This window comes from Belliella calami, from assembly GCF_022549695.1.
Classification (GTDB): domain Bacteria; phylum Bacteroidota; class Bacteroidia; order Cytophagales; family Cyclobacteriaceae; genus Belliella; species Belliella calami.
On sequence record NZ_JAKZGS010000016.1, the window covers coordinates 19854 to 39781 of the forward strand.

Annotated in this window: 15 protein-coding genes; 11 read left to right on the forward strand and 4 right to left on the reverse strand. The window is 36.0% G+C overall.

Going from position 1 to position 19928, the window contains the following annotated elements:
- Nucleotides 1-149 precede the first annotated feature (149 nt).
- Nucleotides 150-1070 carry a 2-hydroxyacid dehydrogenase gene (locus tag MM236_RS15720; protein WP_241275948.1) on the forward strand — a complete coding sequence of 307 codons (921 nt, stop codon included), beginning with the start codon at nt 150-152 and terminating at the stop codon, nt 1068-1070.
- A gap of 10 nt (nt 1071-1080) precedes the next feature.
- Complete coding sequence (locus MM236_RS15725; RefSeq protein ID WP_241275949.1) at nt 1081-1923, forward strand: universal stress protein; 843 nt, start codon at nt 1081-1083, stop codon at nt 1921-1923.
- On the opposite strand, the gene MM236_RS15730 is transcribed toward MM236_RS15725, so the two are convergent.
- Nucleotides 1920-2630, reverse strand: coding sequence for a tetratricopeptide repeat protein (locus tag MM236_RS15730; protein ID WP_241275950.1), 711 nt, complete (start codon nt 2628-2630; stop codon nt 1920-1922). The two genes, MM236_RS15725 and MM236_RS15730, sit on opposite strands and share 4 nt — an antisense overlap.
- Before the next feature lie 129 nt (nt 2631-2759).
- On the opposite strand from MM236_RS15730, the gene holA reads away from it, so the two are divergent.
- The 9 genes from holA (at nt 2760) to trmB (ending at nt 13351) form a co-directional block, all read left to right on the forward strand.
- A complete protein-coding gene (gene holA, locus MM236_RS15735) occupies nt 2760-3782 on the forward strand; it encodes a DNA polymerase III subunit delta (protein ID WP_241275951.1) in 1023 nt (340 codons plus the stop codon).
- Nucleotides 3783-3798: 16 nt separating this feature from the next.
- On the forward strand, nt 3799-6786 hold the full coding sequence (locus MM236_RS15740; protein ID WP_241275952.1) for a tetratricopeptide repeat protein: 2988 nt from the start codon (nt 3799-3801) through the stop codon (nt 6784-6786).
- A 26-nt stretch (nt 6787-6812) separates the two neighbouring features.
- Nucleotides 6813-8477 carry a TonB-dependent receptor gene (locus MM236_RS15745; protein WP_241275953.1) on the forward strand — a complete coding sequence of 555 codons (1665 nt, stop codon included), beginning with the start codon at nt 6813-6815 and terminating at the stop codon, nt 8475-8477.
- Nucleotides 8478-8569: 92 nt separating this feature from the next.
- A complete protein-coding gene (locus MM236_RS15750) occupies nt 8570-9343 on the forward strand; it encodes an SPOR domain-containing protein (RefSeq protein ID WP_241275954.1) in 774 nt (257 codons plus the stop codon).
- A gap of 1 nt (nt 9344) precedes the next feature.
- Nucleotides 9345-10037, forward strand: a complete 693-nt coding sequence (locus tag MM236_RS15755; protein WP_241275955.1) for a MotA/TolQ/ExbB proton channel family protein — start codon at nt 9345-9347, stop codon at nt 10035-10037.
- Nucleotides 10038-10039: 2 nt separating this feature from the next.
- Nucleotides 10040-10432, forward strand: a complete 393-nt coding sequence (locus MM236_RS15760; protein WP_241275956.1) for an ExbD/TolR family protein — start codon at nt 10040-10042, stop codon at nt 10430-10432.
- A gap of 2 nt (nt 10433-10434) precedes the next feature.
- Nucleotides 10435-11388 carry an energy transducer TonB gene (locus tag MM236_RS15765; RefSeq protein WP_241275957.1) on the forward strand — a complete coding sequence of 318 codons (954 nt, stop codon included), beginning with the start codon at nt 10435-10437 and terminating at the stop codon, nt 11386-11388.
- Nucleotides 11389-11396: 8 nt separating this feature from the next.
- On the forward strand, nt 11397-12689 hold the full coding sequence (locus MM236_RS15770) for a bifunctional folylpolyglutamate synthase/dihydrofolate synthase (protein WP_241275958.1): 1293 nt from the start codon (nt 11397-11399) through the stop codon (nt 12687-12689).
- Between the two features lie 2 nt (nt 12690-12691).
- Nucleotides 12692-13351, forward strand: a complete 660-nt coding sequence (gene trmB, locus MM236_RS15775; protein WP_241275959.1) for a tRNA (guanosine(46)-N7)-methyltransferase TrmB — start codon at nt 12692-12694, stop codon at nt 13349-13351.
- 278 nt (nt 13352-13629) lie between these two features.
- On the opposite strand, the gene MM236_RS15780 is transcribed toward trmB, so the two are convergent.
- The 3 genes from MM236_RS15780 to MM236_RS15790 all read right to left on the reverse strand — a co-directional run bounded on the left by MM236_RS15780 (nt 13630) and on the right by MM236_RS15790 (nt 19791).
- Nucleotides 13630-16041 carry a hybrid sensor histidine kinase/response regulator gene (locus MM236_RS15780; protein ID WP_241275960.1) on the reverse strand — a complete coding sequence of 804 codons (2412 nt, stop codon included), beginning with the start codon at nt 16039-16041 and terminating at the stop codon, nt 13630-13632.
- A 226-nt stretch (nt 16042-16267) separates the two neighbouring features.
- Nucleotides 16268-17035: an SDR family NAD(P)-dependent oxidoreductase gene (locus MM236_RS15785; protein WP_241275961.1), complete on the reverse strand. Its 768-nt coding sequence runs from the start codon at nt 17033-17035 to the stop codon at nt 16268-16270.
- Between the two features lie 275 nt (nt 17036-17310).
- On the reverse strand, nt 17311-19791 hold the full coding sequence (locus tag MM236_RS15790; protein ID WP_241275962.1) for a S9 family peptidase: 2481 nt from the start codon (nt 19789-19791) through the stop codon (nt 17311-17313).
- Between the last annotated feature and the right edge of the window lie 137 nt (nt 19792-19928).

Here is a 19928-nt window from a genome sequence, read left to right on the forward strand (position 1 = left end):
AAGCGATTGAAAGGTTCCTATTTTTACAAAATTATTTGATCAATTCAGTAATCCGCATCTAAATTTGAGGATTCTTTAGCTATGCTACAAACGATCGATTATTTAAAATTCGACATTTTGATTATAAATATTAAAACACTTTAATTTTCATGGGAATAGCAATAATATCACCAAATAGAAATCCAAGTGTATGGGTTCAGAATATCAAGAAAATTGATGACAGTATAGATATTCAGGTATATCCAAATATTCCAAGAAAAGATGATGTTGATCTTGTGATATTGTGGCAACATCCCAAAGGGATCTTGAGGGAATTTAAAAACCTGAAACTAATCTGCTCAATGGGGGCAGGTGTTGATCATATTTTATCTGATGATACCATTGATCCAAAATTGCCAATTACAAGGATAGTCGATGAAAAACTTACTTTTTCGATGACGAATTATTGTGTAATGGGAGTTCTCAATTTTCATAGACAAATGAAAAGATTCAGTGTGCAACAGTCCAACAAAAATTGGGATATGTCTAACCCCGAAATTGATGTCCATGTTGGAGTCCTTGGAGTAGGGGAGCTTGGTGGTGATGTGATCAAAAAACTTCAATCCCTGAACATAAAAGTTTCTGGTTATGGAAATTCTCCTAAAATTGGGCTGGATTATCCTTATTTTTTCGGGGATGAGTTAGAATTACTACTCAAAAAAGTGAATTTAATCATTTGTTTATTACCTTTGACAGCAGATACTGAGAATTTTCTAAACAAAGACTTTTTTAGAAAATGCAGTGAAGGAACATATATTATTAATGTTGCACGGGGCAAACATTTGGTGGAAGAAGATCTTTTGGAAGCTATTAGAGAAGGACATATCTCTGGTGCTTTGTTAGATGTTTTTAGAACAGAACCACTTCCAACTGACCATCCTTTTTGGAATGAAGAGAAAATCTCTATTACTCCACACATAGCAAGTGTGACTAATCCAGATGCCGCTGCCCCTCAAATTGTTGAAAATTATAACCGTTTATTGAATAATAAATTTTTAAAAAATTCTATCGATAGAATTAAGGGCTATTAAAGTATAAAAAATGTATAACAATTTTAAAATCGTTTGTCCAGTAGATTTTTCAGAATGTTCGCTCAATGCAATCGAATACGCAGCCAAGCTTGGAGAAAAGTATCAAGCGACACTTTATCTATTTCACGTACCAAACAAAGAAGATTATCAAAAGCTATCTTCAAATGGTCTGATGGTAGGGGACCAATATTCCTTCATCAACAAAAAGTTGGGGAATTTGGTACAGACAGTCAAGGTTGAAAGTATCCCTCTTGGATTGAAAGCATGTGAAGCACAAATTAAGGATGGGGAAATCGTTGAAACTATTTTGGAGTTTGCCAATGAGATCAAAGCAAATCTTATCATTATGGGTACAGAAGGAGTCAATGATTTCAAGAAAAACTATATAGGATCAAGATCAGCAGATCTGATTGGGAAGTCTGAAATAGATGTACTGATGATTCCTAGAAAAGTATTTTTCAAAGTTCCGAGAAAGTTTGTGTATGCTACAGATTATCATGATGAAGATAAATTAGCAATCCAAAAAGTAGTTCAGCTAGCAATCTTTTACGACTCTGAAATTGATATGGTTCATGTAAGTTCAAGAGCAAGGGGAATAGATAAACTTACACATCAATCTATGATCAGTGAACTATCCCCGTTAATCAAATACGAAAAAATAGCTTTTGTTCTCAAAACATACAGGGACTCGCCGGGTTTGGGTTTGGAAAATTATCTTATTTCTGCAAAAGGTGACATCCTGATTACGCTGAGCAAAAAAAAGAGCTGGTTTGACCAACTCTTTGCACAAAATCTCTCGAAAAAAATGTCTTATTTTATCAATAAGCCATTGTATGTGATCAAACAACCTTAAGGTTTTTTTCCTTTGAGACCAGAACCTATAAATTCAACAAATTCACTCCAAGTAGATTTATCTGTAAATACCTTTTTGAAAATTTTCATGTACTTTTCAAAAGATACTGTTCGACCTGAGTTTTCTTGTTTCGGCATAGTAAACTCAGGTTTTCTATGTTCCGATTGCTGAGTCAAGTCACTTTTTGTATTTTGGTTAGATTTGTAGCCTACTAATTCATCTGCCTTTTCGAAACTTTTCTTTGATCGTGAAATGTGTCCCATTTTCTCTTCTACCAACCCACGGTTGTTGTAAGCCACCGCATCTTCAGGATCCATTTCTATTGCCTTGTCATAATCATCCAATGCTCCTTGAAAATCCCCAATTCTATCTTTAAAATAAGCTCTGCTAGAATACCGATAAGGATTGCCTGGTTCTAAATTCAAAGCTCTATCGAATTCAGCGGCAGCTTCTTCATTCCTTTTCAAAAGGTGTAAAACTACAGCCCGATCACTAATGTAACTTGGATTATAGGGTTCAAATTGAATCAAGTAATCGAAATCCTCTAGGGCTAAGCTAAAGTTTCCCATTCGTGAATGTACCCTTGCTCTGAAAAAGTAATACTCGGTATTTTTTACATCATTTTCAATGCAGGCATTTACTGTATCCAAAGCCTCTTTAAACTTACCTTCTTTGAAGTATCCAACTCCTGTTTCAAAATTTGCCACTTGATTTTAATTTTGTTCTATTTAAATACAAAAATATACCTTAGAAAGTTTAGATTTTAGTAGTTTTGATTTAAAAATGCGCTTTTTAAAAGATGAAATCTTTCTATCTTTGAACTGTAAAATTTAGCTATGCCAAGTAAACCAGAAGATGTAATCAAAGACCTGAAAGCAGGTAAATATGCCCCTATTTATTTTTTGCAAGGTGAAGAACCTTTTTACATTGATGAAATCACAGATTTTATAGAGAAAAATGCTGTCCCTGAACATGAAAAGGGTTTCAATCAAACAGTCATGTATGGAAAAGATTCTCAGATGAGTTCTATCATAGGGAATGCCAGAAGGTTTCCCATGATGGCAGATCGTCAGGTAGTGATTGTCAAAGAAGCCCAAAATATTCCAAATTTAGGAAAAGAAGATACTGATACGCTGTTGTTGAACTATATTCAAAACCCGCTTCCTAGTACCATTCTGGTATTTGCCCACAAGTACAAGGTATTGGATGGAAGAAAAGCCTTGGCAAAGGAATTGGACAAAAAAGCTATACTTGTCAAATCTGAAAAAGTGCCCGAGTATAAGTTGGCACCGTGGATTGAAAATTATGTTTCTTCAAAAGGGCATAAAATTGATAACAAAACAGCAACCCTGCTGGCAGAAAGTATTGGGAATAACCTGGAGGTGATGACCAACGAAATCGGCAAAATGCTTATCAACTTTACAGAGAAAACACAGATTGACACCAGCCATGTCCACAAATATGTCGGTATCAATAAAGATTTTAATAATTTTGAACTTACAAAAGCCATAGGGGTAAAGGATATCATTAAGGCCAATAAAATCGTTCATTATTTTGGACAAAACCCTAAAGGTCACCCACTAATCCCGATGATTGCATTGATGTTCAATTACTTCAGCAAAATAGCAATCACCCACGATATGAAAGGTGCTTCTGATGCTGATTTGGCGAGAAAATTGGGAGTGAATCCATACTTCGTAAAAGAATACACCATAGCAGCCAAAAATTATCATTTGGGCAAGGTTATTGATGCCTTCGAATACATAAAAGAGGCAGATCTTCGATCCAAAGGAGTAGATGCCAACGGGATGAATGAATCCCAAATCCTTAAAGAATTGATATTCAAAATTATGCATTAACCAGCATATTGACATTATGAAGAAAACACTCGCATTGCTTTGGATGGCCATCACCGTTCAGCTGTCTTTTGCTCAGTCGGGCTTGTACCAAACAGGATCACAAAAAATTTTAGATGATAATTTCGAATTATTTGATAAGCAACTTTTTAGTGCATCTAAATATGAATTTGAAGAACTTAAAAACAAAGATCTTTCGAAAAATGACGAGGTTTTTGTAGACTTTCATCATGCTATCTCTGCATTGAAGATTAACAATCCAGGAGCATCAGATTTGGTATATAATTTTATCAGAAAACACCCTGATCATCCAAAAATCAATGAAGCTGCTCATATTTTGGGAAACTATTTTTTTGAAGGGAGAAACTACAGAGAAGCTATTCCTGCATACCAAAAAGTAGATGTAGATAATATTTGGCCTGAACAAAGAGCTGAAGTGCTTTTCAAAATGGGCTACGCACAGTTTCAACTTCAGGATTACAACAATGCATTGGTGAATTTCAATCTTGTAAAAAGAGAAAGGACAGAATATACACCTGATGCGAATTACTATGCGGGTTTTATCCACATGGAAAACAAACGATACGAAGAAGCAATTTCAAATTTTAAAGAGGCTGACAAATCAAATTTCTATTCTGGAAAAGTGCCCTACATGCTATCGGGAGTATATTACAGACAAGGACTTTATGACGACTTGATTGCTTATGCCGAACCAGTCTTGACAAACAGAAAAAATCTAGATAGAAAGGAAGAAATCCATCTTTATTTGGCTGAAGCTTATTTCGAAAAAAGAAATTTCCAAAAAGCGGGTCAGCAATATGATGAATTTGTAAATACCAGAAAAGGGACTTTGGAAAGACCACAAATCTACAAAGCTGGAGTAGCACAATATGAAGTTCAAAACTATCAGCGTGCAACAGATTATTTCAAAGTATCAGCAGTCGAAAATGATAAGATTGGACAGGTTTCAAGTTACTATCTCGGTCACTCTTACTTGAAATTGAATAACCCACAATTTGCTTCCACAAGTTTTAATGCTGCTTACAAAAGCGATGCAGATCCCAATATAAAAGAGGAAGCTTTGATAAATTATGCCAAGGTTAATCTTGAAAAAGGGAGTTTTCAAGAAGCGGTTACTGGACTTGACTCTTATTTGGAGATTTATCCTAGAGGGCAATACGCTAAGGAAGCAGAAGATCTTTTGGCCGATGCATTGATCAATACCAGTAATTATTTGCGTGCTATTGAGCAGATTGAAAGAATGCCTAGCAAATCAACACGGATCAATGCTGCATACCAGAAAGTTTCTTTTTATCAAGGTATTGTTTATTATCGAGATAAAAGAAATGATCTCGCTACAGCCTATTTTGATAAGGCAATCAATACACCTGCTGACAAGGATTTGGTGAATCAGGCACTTTTTTGGAAAGCAGAGAATTACGCAGCTAGGGAAAATCTTCCAGAAGCAATAAAGTCATATGAAAGACTACAAGCTCAAAGACCTCGATCAAATGACCCTTATTTGATCAAATCACACTATGGACTTGGTTATGCATATTTCAACTCCCAACAATATGTAAAGTCGGAAGCGCAGTTTAAGCTCTATACAGACAAGATCCAAAGAGCTGAAGACAAAGAAAACTACGATGATGCGATTATTAGATTGGGAGATACTTATTATGTTCAGAAAAAGTTTTCTGATGCTTTGAATACTTTCCAACGTGCCGTAAGGGAAGGCAATAACTACACTGATTATGCACATTTTAGATCAGGAGTAGTCTATAATTTTCAAAACAATAATCAAGAAGCCATCAATCAATTGAATCGGGTGATAGATAATTTCCCTTCAAGCTTGTACTTGGAAGATGCAATCTTCCAAAAGGCTCAAATAAACATGGAGATGACTAGGTATGCTGAAGCAAAAAGCGGCTTTAGCAGATTAATCACATCAAGACCAAATAGCCAATTTATCCCATTTGCACTGGAAGGTAGGGCAATTGCAAGTTACTCTTTGCAGCAGTATGAGGAGACGATCAATGATTATAAGAAAATTCTCGAAAACCATCCCAATTCCACCAATTCTGAGTCTGCTTTGGTGGGTCTTCAGGAGGCCTTGGCTTTGCAAAACAGATCAGGGGAATTTTCCAACTATCTGTCTCGCTATAGAAATGCAAATCCGGACAATAAAAGCTTGCAAAATGTGGAATTTGAAGCAGCGAAAAATCTTTTCTTCTCCAATTCTCACCAGCAATCAATCCGAGCTTTTGAAGAATATTTGAAAAACTATCCGCAATCCGCCAATAGGGCAGAAGCAATCTATTTTATTGGTGACGCTCATTCCAAACTAGGCAATCAGACTGAAGCTTTAAAATATTTCTATCAATTGGATGGCTTGAAAGAATCTCCACAAAGACTTAGAGCAGTACAAAGAATCGCTGCTTTGGAAGTAGAGAATAAAAATTATGTGAAGGCTCTACCTTACTTACGTGAATCTTCCAAAAGTGCTAGAAACAAACTGGAAGAATACGAAGCTTTCAAAGGTTTGATGGATTCGCATTATTATACCAACAAATATGACTCGGCTGTATTCTATGCTGATAGGATTATCAATTTGGGAAATGTAATGGCTGATGCAATTCCTTCTGCAATGCTCTTGAAATCAAAGGCATTTTTCCAAACTGGTAATGTAAATGCCGCAGAAGATGCTTTGATGACATTGATCAACGAATACAAGACGGTTCATGGAGCTGAAGGACTTTATCTTCTTGCAGAGAGTTACAATAAGAAGAAAAATTTCAATCAATCTAACGACGCAATTTTCGATTTCGCAGCACCATTTTCCGCCCATGCATATTGGTATGGCAAATGCTTTATTCTTCTTTCGGACAATTACCTTGCACTTGGTGAAGATTTCCAAGCCAAAGCTACTTTGGAATCGGTCGTAGAGCAGGCTCAAGATGAAGGAATCAAAAAATTGGCTCAAGAAAAATTAGCTCAAATCAAATAAAATCCGAGAATTATATTTAAATAGTTATGAATAAGAATTTGATTTTCAGATATATATTTATTGTATCTTTCTCCGGATTGTCTTTGCCTAACTTTGCCCAGCAAAGAGGTGAGGTGCAAGATCAAGAGTTCGTGATAAGAAAGGACAGGGTTTTGACAGTGCCTGTTCAGCCTAGGAATTTTGAAAGAATCCCTGTATTGCCAACCCCTAAGAGCACAGCAAACTTCAATTATTTGGTCAAACCATTCTTCTTGAACTTACCTCCATTGGAGATTGCACCAGAAGCTTCCCTTAAACAATTCCCGAGGACGAATGAAGAGTTGTTTCCAGGTTTTGTACGTGTAGGATATGGAAATTATGCTTCTCCAATTTTAGAAGCTAGGTATAATCTATGGGAAGATGGTGATTATAATATAGGTGCAAAAATTAAACATGAGGGTTTTTACACCGGCCCAGTAGGTGGAAAAAATTCTGCTGAGAACCACACCAATGTAGGCTTAGATGGGACTTTATTCAAAGATTACTTTGAGTTGTACGGCCATGTAGATTACATAAGGGATTTATACAATTTCTATGGATATGATCCGGAAAATGTGAATTTACAGGAATTTGTTACTCCCCAAAATATATTCAACACCTTCAAAATCAAAGCAGGTATTTCAAATTTGGAAAAGATGTCTGATTTGAATTATGATGCAAATCTAAACGTGAGACTTTTTAATGATAGTTTCATGGCAGTTGAAAATGAAATTGGAATTAATGGTCGAGCGGATTTTTGGTACAATGAAAACCTCAGAACGGCGGTTGATGCGAATTTATCCTTGACTACACCTTCTGATGAGTTTTATGCAGACATCAACAGAAACTATTTCAAAATCAAGCCTTATGTGGAATATAGGAGACAGGGATTGAGTATATTGGCAGGTGCAAATATTGTATTTGAAAACGACATCACAACGAATAAGAAATCAGACTTCCACATATTTCCGGCAATTTCAGGAAGCTATATGTTAAATGAAGCTTTTGGGATTTATGCAGGGGTGGAAGGTGATGTGAATAGAAAGACTTACTATGATTTTGTAATGGAAAATCCATTTTTGGGCCCAAGTGATGAGCTGCTGAATACTATTCAGAATTTTGTGGCTAGCGCTGGAGTAAAAGGAACCATCAATGCTGAGTTTACTTATGAAGCAGGAGTGAATGTTGGTAAATATGCCAACATGCATTTTTTCACAACCGCTCCAAGTGATAGTTTGAGATTCAATTTGGTATATGATACTGACACCAGAGTAATAAATTATACAGCCAGTGTAGGTTGGGAATACCAGGATTGGTACAAGCTGACTGGGTCTGTCAATTATTATCAATATACTCTGAATGATTTGTCTGCAGCTTTTCACAGACCAGAATGGGAGTTGATTTTGGGAAACACATTCAAGCCAACAGAAAAATTCCTGATCAATGCAAACATCAATGCAATGGGAGGAATTGTCGCTTACAAACCTACATTGGATGTGACTGAAACATTACCGACAATATTTGATTTGAACGTAAAACTTGACTATAAAATCAACAATCAAGTATCTGTATTTGCGGTCGGTAACAACTTGCTTAATCAATCAAATCAAAGATTTTTGAATTATCCTGTGAGAGGAATTCAGGGAATTGGAGGTTTGACAATTAAGTTTTAAATATATTAAGTGAATCCTTGGATTCTATAATTTGCGAATTGAACCAATTGTCTTAGTTTCGTAGATTGAACCAGAAAAAGAATTGATGTCCAATGAAGGAAAATAAAAACAACATAGATAATCAAGACCAAGATTATGGTTTTCCTTTTGTGGAATTAGTGCCGCTCAATGACTTTACAGCAGATCTTGTAGAAGGTATTGAGATCGAAGAAAATGTAGAGACACCAGAAGAAGTTGAAAGTCAGGTGATACTTACTGATTTGATCGCTAGTACAAACAATGAAGAAAAACCAGCTGCACAAATAATTGAAGCGAAGAACCGATTTAATGATCCCAAAAGTGAAGAGAAGAAAAAATCGGCAACTCCATTGATACTGGGGCTTATTTTATTGTTGTTTGCTGTTTTGGGTAGTATGGCTTATTTCTTGTACTATGTGCCAAATGCTGATAAAGATAAAACTTCCGATGCTATAGAATCCACCCAAACCCAAGAAGAAACTCCAAGTATAGTATCAGAAGAATTAACTGCAAATGATATAATTGAGGAAGAGGTTGTGGAAGTTGAGTTAGAGGAAGAAGAAATAGCTGTAACTAGCTCTGAACCTGAGCTGACAATCATCAATAGCAGAGAGGCAAATCCAAGATACTTTATTGTGGTGGGGAGTGTAGTCGCAGAGAGATATGCAAGAGAAGAAGTAAAGCAGTATCTGGAAAAAGGATATAATTCCTGGATCATTTTCCCTTATGGAGATATCAAAAATTACCGTATTGCCGTTGGTAAGTTTGACAATATAGAAACGGCCACCGAAGCTTGGGAAAAAGCAAAAGGTGAATTTGGAGATGCAATTTGGATTTTGAAATATTAATATGATTCTACTACAAACACTTTCTACTGACAACAACATGATGGTAGATAGTCTGGCAATTATGGACGCTGGAAACGGAGACATTGGTCTTCTAGATTTATTGATCAAAGGCGGATACATGATGATCCCGCTGTATGCTTTGTTTGTTTTGGCTATTTTCATCTTTGTCGAGCGGATCATTACGCTCAGGAAAGCTGAAAAATCCCCAAAACATCTGATGGATCAAATCAAAATCCTAGTCCAGGGCGGACAAGTTGAAAAAGCTAAAATTCTTTGTCAAGGTGAAACTAGCCCTGTTGCGAATATGATTGCCAAAGGCTTGGAAAGAATAGGCAGTCCTTTGAAAAACATTGAAGTGGCTATAGAGAATGTAGGTAAAATAGAAATCTATAAACTTGAAAAGAACCTTAATCTGTTAGCTACTGTTTCAGGAGCAGCGCCAATGATTGGGTTTCTGGGTACAGTTGCTGGTATGATTCGCGCGTTTATTGGAGTAGCCCAAGAAGAAGGAATGGTATCGCCAAAGTTACTTTCTACAGGTATCTACGAGGCGATGATCACTACTGCAGCTGGTTTGGTTGTAGGTATCATTGCATATTTGGGTTACAATTTCCTTGTCTCCCGAGTATCAAAACTAGTTCACAACATGGAGTATACCTCCATTGAGTTTATGGATATTTTACAAGATAAATAAGGATGGCACTACAATCAAAACACAAAGTAGAATCATCATTTAGCATGTCTTCAATGACAGATATTATTTTCTTGTTATTGATTTTCTTTATGTTGACTTCATCGTTTATCACTCCATCAGGTTTGCCTGTCAATCTGCCTTCTAGTGAAGCATCGGATATTGTAATGCAGGAAGTTACAGTTACTATAACCAAAGACCTTCGGTTTTCTGTTAATGATAAAGTATTAGATAGAGAAGCTATCAAAGGTGAATTGACTAATTTATTGAAAGAAAAGAAAGGTCAGGTCGTTCTACATATAGATAAGGAAGTTCCTGTCGAGTATTTGGTAGAAATAGGAGGTATTGCTGCCGGCCTAGAAGCGAATGTTTCCATAGCCACTAAACCATACAAATAGAAATGCAAGTTTGGGAAGAAAATGAAGAAGAAGCAGATAGCAAGCGCAAAGCTTGGATCATTACCATCGTTGTAAACGTGCTGGTACTGCTATTCATTTATTTCATGGTGGTTTGGAGACAACCTATCCCACCTTTACCTCAATATGGTTTGGAGTTGAATCTAGGTTTTTCTGACTTTGGAAGTGGAAATACACAAACACTTTCTCAGCCGAATGATGTAAAATCTGAAGTGACTACACCACCAGCACCGGGAGAAGTATCTTCAACTCCAACAGAACGCGCTACACCAGTTGCACAGCCTTCTGAAGCTGCTAAACCATCTACACCATCGAAATCGACTCTAGAAGCTAAATCAAAAACTGCTAGTCCTCTCAAAGGTGCTGAGAAAACTACACCAGTTACCAAAGAATCAACTCCAGTCAAAAAAGAAGCTACTTCAGTAACCCAACCAGCAAAGGCAGAGGCAGAAAAAACTACCCCAAAAGCTGTAGAACAACCTAAAGTTGACCAAAGAGCTTTGATGGGTGCTGGTGGTACTTCAGGAACAGGAAATCAGGCTGCAACAGGAAGTGCCCAAGGTTCTTCTGAAAAGTCTGGTGATGAAGGTAAACCTACTGGTACTGTAGATGGTCGGTCTTTGATGGGGTCAGGTACAGGACCAGGTGTAGCTGGACCAGGTGCTGGATACAATCTGGACCTTGCAGGATGGGATTTTGCATCAAAACCAAATATTAGAGATAATGTCTCTTCAAGAAATGGAAGGATAGTTTTTAAGATCACGGTAGATGATTCAGGGAAAATAGTGCAGGCTATTCCATTGGAATATAATGTTTCAAATGAGGTACTCGCTTATTACAGAACAGTCGTAAATCAAGTTTCCTTCAAACGTCAGAGTGGAAATCGAACTGCTGATTATTCTTCTGGGAAAATTACTTTTATCATCAAAGTAGATTAATTTTGGGTATGAATTATTCGCAAACATTGGACTATATGTTCAATGCACTACCCATGTTCCAAAGAATTGGTGCAGCAGCATTCAAAAAAGACCTTAGCAATACCATTTCCCTTTGCAACCATCTCGGTAATCCTGAATCCAAATTCAAGAGTATCCATGTAGCTGGGACAAATGGGAAAGGTAGTACATCACATTCCCTGTGCTCGATTCTGATGGAAGCAGGATATAAAGTAGGATTGTACACATCTCCACATCTCAAATCATTTACTGAAAGAATAAAAATCAACGGAAAAGATATTCCGGAAGGATCAGTCGTAGAATTTATAAATCAAAATAAGCCCTTTTTAGACGAATTGAAGCCAAGTTTTTTTGAAATGACCGTTGGGATGGCTTTTTGGTTTTTTGCACAAGAGGAAGTTGATATCGCGGTAATTGAAGTTGGAATGGGAGGTAGATTTGACAGTACAAATGTGATAGTTCCAGAAGTCTCTGTAATTACAAACATTGGTTTTGACCATGTTCAGTTCTTGGGTAATACGCTAGAGGCTATAGCGGGAGAAAAGGCAGGGATCATCAAAAAAAATGTTCCTGTAGTCATCAGTCAGAGGCAATCGGAAACAACCGACGTATTTGAAATTAAAGCCAAAGAAAATTATTCTGAAATTTACTTTGCTGAAGACACTTATTGTATAGAAAAAATTGGGGTTACTCCAGATTTGGAAGAAACTGTCTATAGAGTAGGGAAAGGTTCTGATACTTTTAGATTGAATCTAGATTTGATGGGAAACTATCAGCAAAAGAACCTAGGTGGAATTTTGAAAACCATCGATGTGCTTATTGCAAAAGGATACAATATCCACTTTTCGGATATTGAAATGGGAATTTCACAAGTTGTCAAAAACACAGGGCTAAAAGGGAGGTGGCAGACAATTTCCGATTCTCCAAAAGTCATCTGTGACACAGGACACAATGAAGAAGGTATAAAGTTTATTATCGATCAGATCAATCAAACTAAACACAATCAGCTATTTATGGTTATTGGAATGGTGAGTGATAAGGATGTATCAAAAGTTTTGTCAGTACTTCCCAAAGATGCATATTACTATTTTGTACAAGCAAATATACCAAGGGCGATGAAAGCAAATGATCTTTTCAATCTAGCTATCGTGGAAGGATTGAATGGTGAAGTAATGGAAGATGTGAATGAAGCTATTTCTACTGCTAAGAAAAAGGCAGACAAAGATGATTTAATATTTGTTGGAGGTAGTACCTTTGTGGTTGCAGAAATTAATGAGTTATAAAAATGGGTAGGAACAAGCTACAAAGATTTAAGGAGAACGAAGAAAACAGAAATGTTGTTCAAGATGGTAAGGAGATTTTTAAAAGTATAAAAGGAAATTGGAATAAGCTTCAATTTGAGAATTCACAACCTTTGGTAGTCGAGTTAGCTTGTGGAAGGGGAGAGTTTACGGTAGGATTGGCAAGAGAATATCCAGAACAGAATTTTATTGGTGTTGACATCAAAGGATCCAGAATCTGGAAGGGGAGTAAAATCGCAATTGCTGAAGGATTGGAAAATGTTGCATTCCTGAGAACCCAAATCCAGTTGCTTGAAGAATTTTTCGAGGAGGGCGAAATCTCTGAGCTTTGGATTACATTCCCTGATCCATTTCCTCGGGATGGAGATGAAAAGAGAAGACTAACCAGCCCTAGGTATTTGGATATGTACAAGCCAATGATCAAAGAAGGGGGGATTGTAAATTTCAAAACAGACAATACAGGATTGTTTGACTATACTTTGGAAGTGGTATCGGAACGCAGTGATTGTGAAATATTAGCCCATACCCATGATTTTTACCAATCCGAATTCAAAGATGATCATCATGGCATCAAAACTCGCTATGAAGGGATCTTTAGCGAAAAAGGGGAGAAGATCAAGTATTTAAAGTTTCGTTTCCAATAGAACTTATCCTGTTATAAAGCCCCGAAATATAAGATGATTCTCAGGATCTCGGAGTAAGGGTGTTTATAGTCATTTTACATTGTTTATGCGGAATAACTTATATGGTTCAATGACTATCTTCTTACTTACCGAAAGGCAAACAATAGATTGTTGGATGAATGATTATACATTCGGATGCTAACTTTTGTCAGTTTACCAGTATCCGCAATGTTGCAACTTCAAAAGCTACAACATTGCAGATACTCCTATTAAGTTTTTTTATGGGAAAAGTCTTGTAATCAGACAATATTGGAAATATCAACATTTTGTAAGTAAAAGCATTTTTTCACTTTGAGGTACAATTCATCCATGTCGATGGGTTTGGTAGTGTATTCATCCATCCCAACTTCCTTTACTTTTAGCTTGGCTTTTTCAGTAGCATCAGCTGTCACTGCTACTATTGGGATATTTTTGTTTTCAAAGCCACTTGCACCTGTTCTGATTGCAATAGTAGCTTCATAGCCATCCATTTCAGGCATTTGAAGATCCATTAGGATCAAATCAAATTTTTGGTTTTTTAGTTTTTGGATCGCTTCGATACCATGGTTCGCTATATCAAATGTTGTGTTTTTCCATTTTCGAAGTACTGATTTCATGACAAGTTGATTGACTGGGTTATCTTCCACTATTAGGATGTTTTTGCCTAACAGATCATATTCTCCGTCTTCTTCCTTGAGGTGAAAGCTGCTTTCAAAGGTATTTTGGGGTACATCAAAATCCATTTGTAAATTTACATTAGTGCCTTTTTCTGGGACACTAGTAATATTTATTTCACCCTTATGAAGCTCTATGAGTGCTTTCACGATACATAGCCCAAGACCAAACCCCCCAAATTTTCTTTTGTCATCAATCTGGGCTTGGATAAATGATTCAAAAACCCTGTCTAACTTTTCTTTTACAATACCGACCCCAGTGTCAGTGATGTTAATGCTTAACTTTAAAGTATTATCTTTTGAAGTTTCTGACTTGATTGTAAGCTTTACTTCACCGGTATTGGTGAATTTGATGGCATTATTGAGAACATTGATTAGGATTTGTTTGAATCTATCTTTGTCACCTAGGATATACTTTGGAAGTTGATTGATCTCCTCATATCTGAAATTCAGATTTTTTACTTTAGCTTGGTTTTCAGCTGTAGTCCTTATCTCCTTTATGATTTTTGGAAGATCAATTTGCTTTTTTTCAAGTTTCAACTCTTTCTTTTCTATTTTGGAATAATCAAGTATAGAATCAATAGAAGTCAGCAATTCAAGTGATGAAAATTGAATGATTTCAAGGTCTTTGTTGATCTTATCATCATTGGTATAAGACTGAATGGACTTTGATAGACCTATTACCGCATTCAATGGTGTTCTTAGCTCATGGCTGATGTTGGAAAGAAAAAATGATTTTATCTCGTTCGATTCTTGAGATCTTTGAAGTGCAATAGTTTGCATTCTGACTTTTTCTGATTTCAATTTTCTGATTCTGTTTGCCATAGATAAGGATAGAAAAATCACTTCGAAACCTGTGCCTATTTTTGAAGAGTTTTCGGTTATGAATGAATTCGGAATTAGACTGAAATTGTTTAAAATGAAAAAAATAAATCCCAGAAAAAAACTAAGAATACCCAAACTAAAAAATATATCCGGACCTGATTTTTTGATGTAAGAATTAATCACGGAAGTCACTATCAAAACCAAAAGAATAATCCCTAGGAAATTTACTAATGGATAATAAAGGTGTTTGTAATCACCAAGTATTATGACTGCTGAGATAAAAACAAAAACAATTGTATGAAGAATATTGAAAGCTTTATGAAGATTTAGATTGAATGATTTGACATCAAGATACACTTGGGAATATCTCCCAAATGCCAATGTAGAAAATGCAGCTGCAAACAGAATGCTATTTCTAGATAACCAATTTGCATTGGAGGAAATGTATTGGACAAAATATCCATCTAAAGAGAAATGTAAAAATCCTATCGAAAGGACGTATAGGGTGTATAGAATAAAGCTTTTTTCATTTATCCCAAAATAAAAAAACATGTAGACAGAACCAGCTAGCAACAAAATCCCATAAAAAACACCAAATACAAATTGCTCGAGATAGGATTCGATCATCAAGGAATTTGTGCTATGCAAGTTGAGTGGTAAGTTAATGACTTCTCCATCGCTTTGATATTGGATATAGAATTCGGAGGTTGAATTTGGATCCAATTCCAGAGGGAATATAATTTTTCTATGTTCGATAGGTCGATCACTGAAAGGAATCAAATCTCCACTCAACTGGGTGGAAATGCTACCGTCTTTCAGAATCTGGTGAAACTCGACAATATCTGTGATAGGTCTTCCAGTTTCAAAGAATAAGTTTAGTTTATCCGAAGAGTTGTTTTTAACCGAAAATCGTAGCCAATAATTGTCTTTTGTAAATCCCAAGTTGGTATTATCTCCTTCAATTTTCTGATATTCCAAATTAGGTGATCTCTCAATGATTTCCTCAATTGAAAAGATTGAACTTCCTACATTTGTGATTTGCGAAGATTCAAAGGTTGATATTGGTAAGAGAAATGAATCATCTTGAATTTCCGTCTGGGCAAGGATAAGTTGGTGATTGAAAAAAAATATAAGGAAATTAAGTAGAAGTGTGGTGAGTAGTTTTTGCTTCATTCAACATCATTTTGATCTATAATGATGCTATTTACGAATAAAAAATTAAATTGAACTTATCTAATAAAAATAATTTTAATTTGATACAAAATTGAATATTACTAAGTTTTTATTAAACAAAAATTAAAAAATCGTTTAAAAACAAAGTGATTAGTTTGATGATTGCTTTGTTAACTCGAAAGTGTATTTTGTTATAAAATTAGTGGTTTTTGTGAGTTGTGGCTGTTTAAATAGTATGTCCTCCATCAGCAGAAAATACAGCGCCGGTCGTATAAGATGCGCTGGTACTTGCCAGAAATAAAGCCATCAAACCTATTTCATCAGGACTGCCAATTCTTTTGATAGGCAATGTTTTCATCATTTCATCCATGGTTTTTTCATTACTCCAAAGAGGCTCGGAAAATTTTGTTTTGATCAATCCAGGACAAATAGCATTTACCCTGATTTTGTTTGAACCCCATTCTTTGGCAAAACCCTTGGTCAAAGATATCAAAGCTGATTTGCTTACAGAATATATTCCAAGTCCAAATTCGGGGGATATCCCACCGATTGAACTTATATTGATGACAGAAGGCGAGGAGGATTTTTTTAAAAAAGGGTAGCATAACTTCATCAATTCAAAAGGAGCCTTTACATTCACTTGCATTATTTTATCAAATGCCTCAAGGCTGGTTTCATGAATTGGACCAAAAACTGGGTTTGAAGCCGCATTGTTTACCAAAATATCAATTGAACCATATTTTTCAATTGTCATTTTTACCAATGTTTCCAATTCTTCTATTTTACCCACATTGCATGCAATCCCAAATACTTCATAACCTTTGCTTTTTAGTTTATCAGCTATTTGATTCAGAGTTTCTTGCTTTCGGCTTGAAATGACCACTTTGGCACCTGCAGCTGCAAAAATTTCGGCTATAGCATATCCAATTCCTCTACTGCCACCTGTAATCAATGCTACTTTATCATTCAGTGAAAATGCATTTGATAAATCCATTGTTTGTTTATGTTTTATTGGTTCATTAATTCTTTGAAATATGCCTATTGGACACTAGTTTCTATTCTAAGCTATCATTTTGCTTTCGTGTATCTAGGATGATTATTTAATGTTTGTAAAGATCATTTGACTTTATTTTTGCATTTAAGATAATCATATTACTTCCTATTGAGATATTAAAAGTACACTATAATCTTTGTATTGTCAAAAAAAATCCCATCCAATATGGAAGGGATTTTTTGTTTAAAAGTCAATTAATTGTGGTTGTGTTAAGCTTATTTTGTCAAGGCTTTTTCTCTCTGAACCTCGAGCATATCAGTAGGAGGAGGGGTATTGTCTCCCAATAGGTGTTGAACAAAATAATCTCCCATTCTCCAGAAGAAGTACTCTGTCATATCACCAAATCCATGTCTCTGTCCTGGTAAAATGATAAAATCAAACCGCTTATTGGCTTTGATCAAAGCATTTGCCATTCTGATGGTGTTTGCAGGATGTACGTTGTTGTCAACATCCCCAGTGACCAATAGAAGTTTACCTTTGAGGTTGTTTGCCAAATCTGGGTTTTTTTCAACTTTGTAAACAAAAGAAGTGTCTCCTTTTGGAGAAATCAATTCCTGAACACCATGATGCTTCTCTGACCACCATCTGTTGTAAATATTGTTTTCATGATTTCCAGCTGAAGATACGGCTACCTTGAAGAAATCAGGATAAACCAACATGGCTGCAGTTGACATAAATCCGCCTCCAGAATGTCCATGGATACCAACCCTATTTCTGTCGATAAATGGATGTCGATCTGCTAATTGTTCTACAGCTGCTTTTTTGTCCGCCAAACCATAATCCCTAAGATTTCCATAGCCATAATTGTGATACCATTTTGATCTTCCTGGATGACCACCCCGATTTCCTATAGTCACCACAACAAAGCCAAGTTGTGCTAATCTGTCTGTTCTGTCAAATCCTTTGCTGAAAGATTTGTTTACTGCCTCTGTCTGAGGCCCTGGATACACATATTCAATGATTGGGTAGATCTTTGTAGAATCAAAGTCAAAGGGCTTGTACATCACTCCAAATAGATCTGTGATCCCGTCATCAGCTTTGAATTTGAATGTTTCAGGGAATTTATATCCTGCGGCAAAAAGATTGGATAAATCTGCAACTTCCAAATCCATGATTTTCTTTCCTGTATTGTCATACAGCGAAGAAGCAGGAGTGGTGTTAACTCTTGAATAATTATTGACAAAATAATTTCCTTTGTCATTGGTAGATGAATTGTGGTTGAAATCACCAGGATTCAACAAAGTAATGGCTCCACCGTTTAAGCTGACTTTGTAAAGATGCTCATAATATGGGTCTTCTCCACTTTCTTTTCCATTTGCAACAAAGTAAAGAAACCTGCCTTTCTCATCTACTGTAGCAATTCTATCGGTATGAAAAGATCCTGATGTAAGCTGCCTCTTGAGGTTTCCATTTTTATCATAAAGATAATAATGTCCCCAACCGTCTCTTTCTGACCAATGGATTATTTCATTACCATTATTTATAAGCTCTGGTTTGTTGATGTCAATGTAAGTGTTGCTGCGCTCTTCTATTACTACAGTTTTGGTTCCTTCTGAAAGATTCCACCGAACGATATCAATCTTTTTGAGATCTCTGGATGTAATCGACAAATAGAAGCTGTTTTCATCACCCAACCAAGTGATTGGTGTAAAGTCGTCATCTCTAGTGACTTTGAGTCTTGAAGCTGTATAAAGCCCAATTGTCTGATCTTTGAAAGTGTTTACATATAACTTAGACATGTCCTTGGATTCAAAAGAATAATGCATCAGGTCGGTGATAGGCTGTTCTTTCTCACCAGGCATGGCATATTTATAGGTTTCCAAAGTAGGTCTTGGATCCTTTGTATTTTGGATTACCCATAGATCCTTCACTTTTCTTACATCAGACCTTGTGAAAATAAACTGATTGCTGTTTTCAGACCAAATTATCCCAGCACGTTTTCTTTTGTCTTTATTCTTTTCTTCATCTACATTATCTTCTCCACGACCACCACCATAAGAAAAGTCCTTTTCACCATCTTCTGTCAATTGATTCTCTACAATCGTGCTGTCTTTTTCATCTTTGACTGCTTTCAGGAAATTTTCCTTGTCCATCCAAAATAGATTGTCATGTTTTGCAAAAACCACTTTTGAAGAATCTGGAGAAATATTTGCCCAAGCCAGTCGCTTTGCATCTTCTTCAGGATCCTCTACCTCGGTCAGCTGCTGGTTTTGCAAATTGTATCTGAAAACAAAGGTCTTTTTCTCAAGAGAATCCTTAGCACTCTTGTTTTTTTCTTTGATTTCATCCCAATCCTTCTTCAATACATCTTGGGTACTTTTGATTTTGAATTGGATAGTGTTTTCATCTTCCAAAAACTTTAAGCTTGTAATATCTAAATGTTGTCCATCAAATGGATCTTTGACGATTTTTGTCAACTCAGCAGCTAATTTATCTTTGTCAAAAAACTCCTTCTTGGTTTTTGCAGCTGGATCTACGATGTACCAATTCTTACCATTGGTAGTTTCGTAAGTGTACCAAAACCGATCAGACTTTTTAAGCCAATGAGGATCCACATCTGTCGAGAATACCATTTTTTTGACTTTTTCTGGAGAAAATCTCGAAGCAAGTTCGTAGTTTCCTTTTTTGGGTGATTCTTGTGCTTCAACAATTCCTATAGAAATGAACAACACAAGAAAAGCGTATATTTTCTTCATAAATGTATTTGATAATTACGTAAAAATATCAAATCGTCTCGCTAGGATCGAACCACTGATGTAAAACTTAGCAAGAGTAACCCTTTCTCTTTTAAAAGGTCAAGAACCTCTACCTTGAAAAATTAAAAATGGCAAAA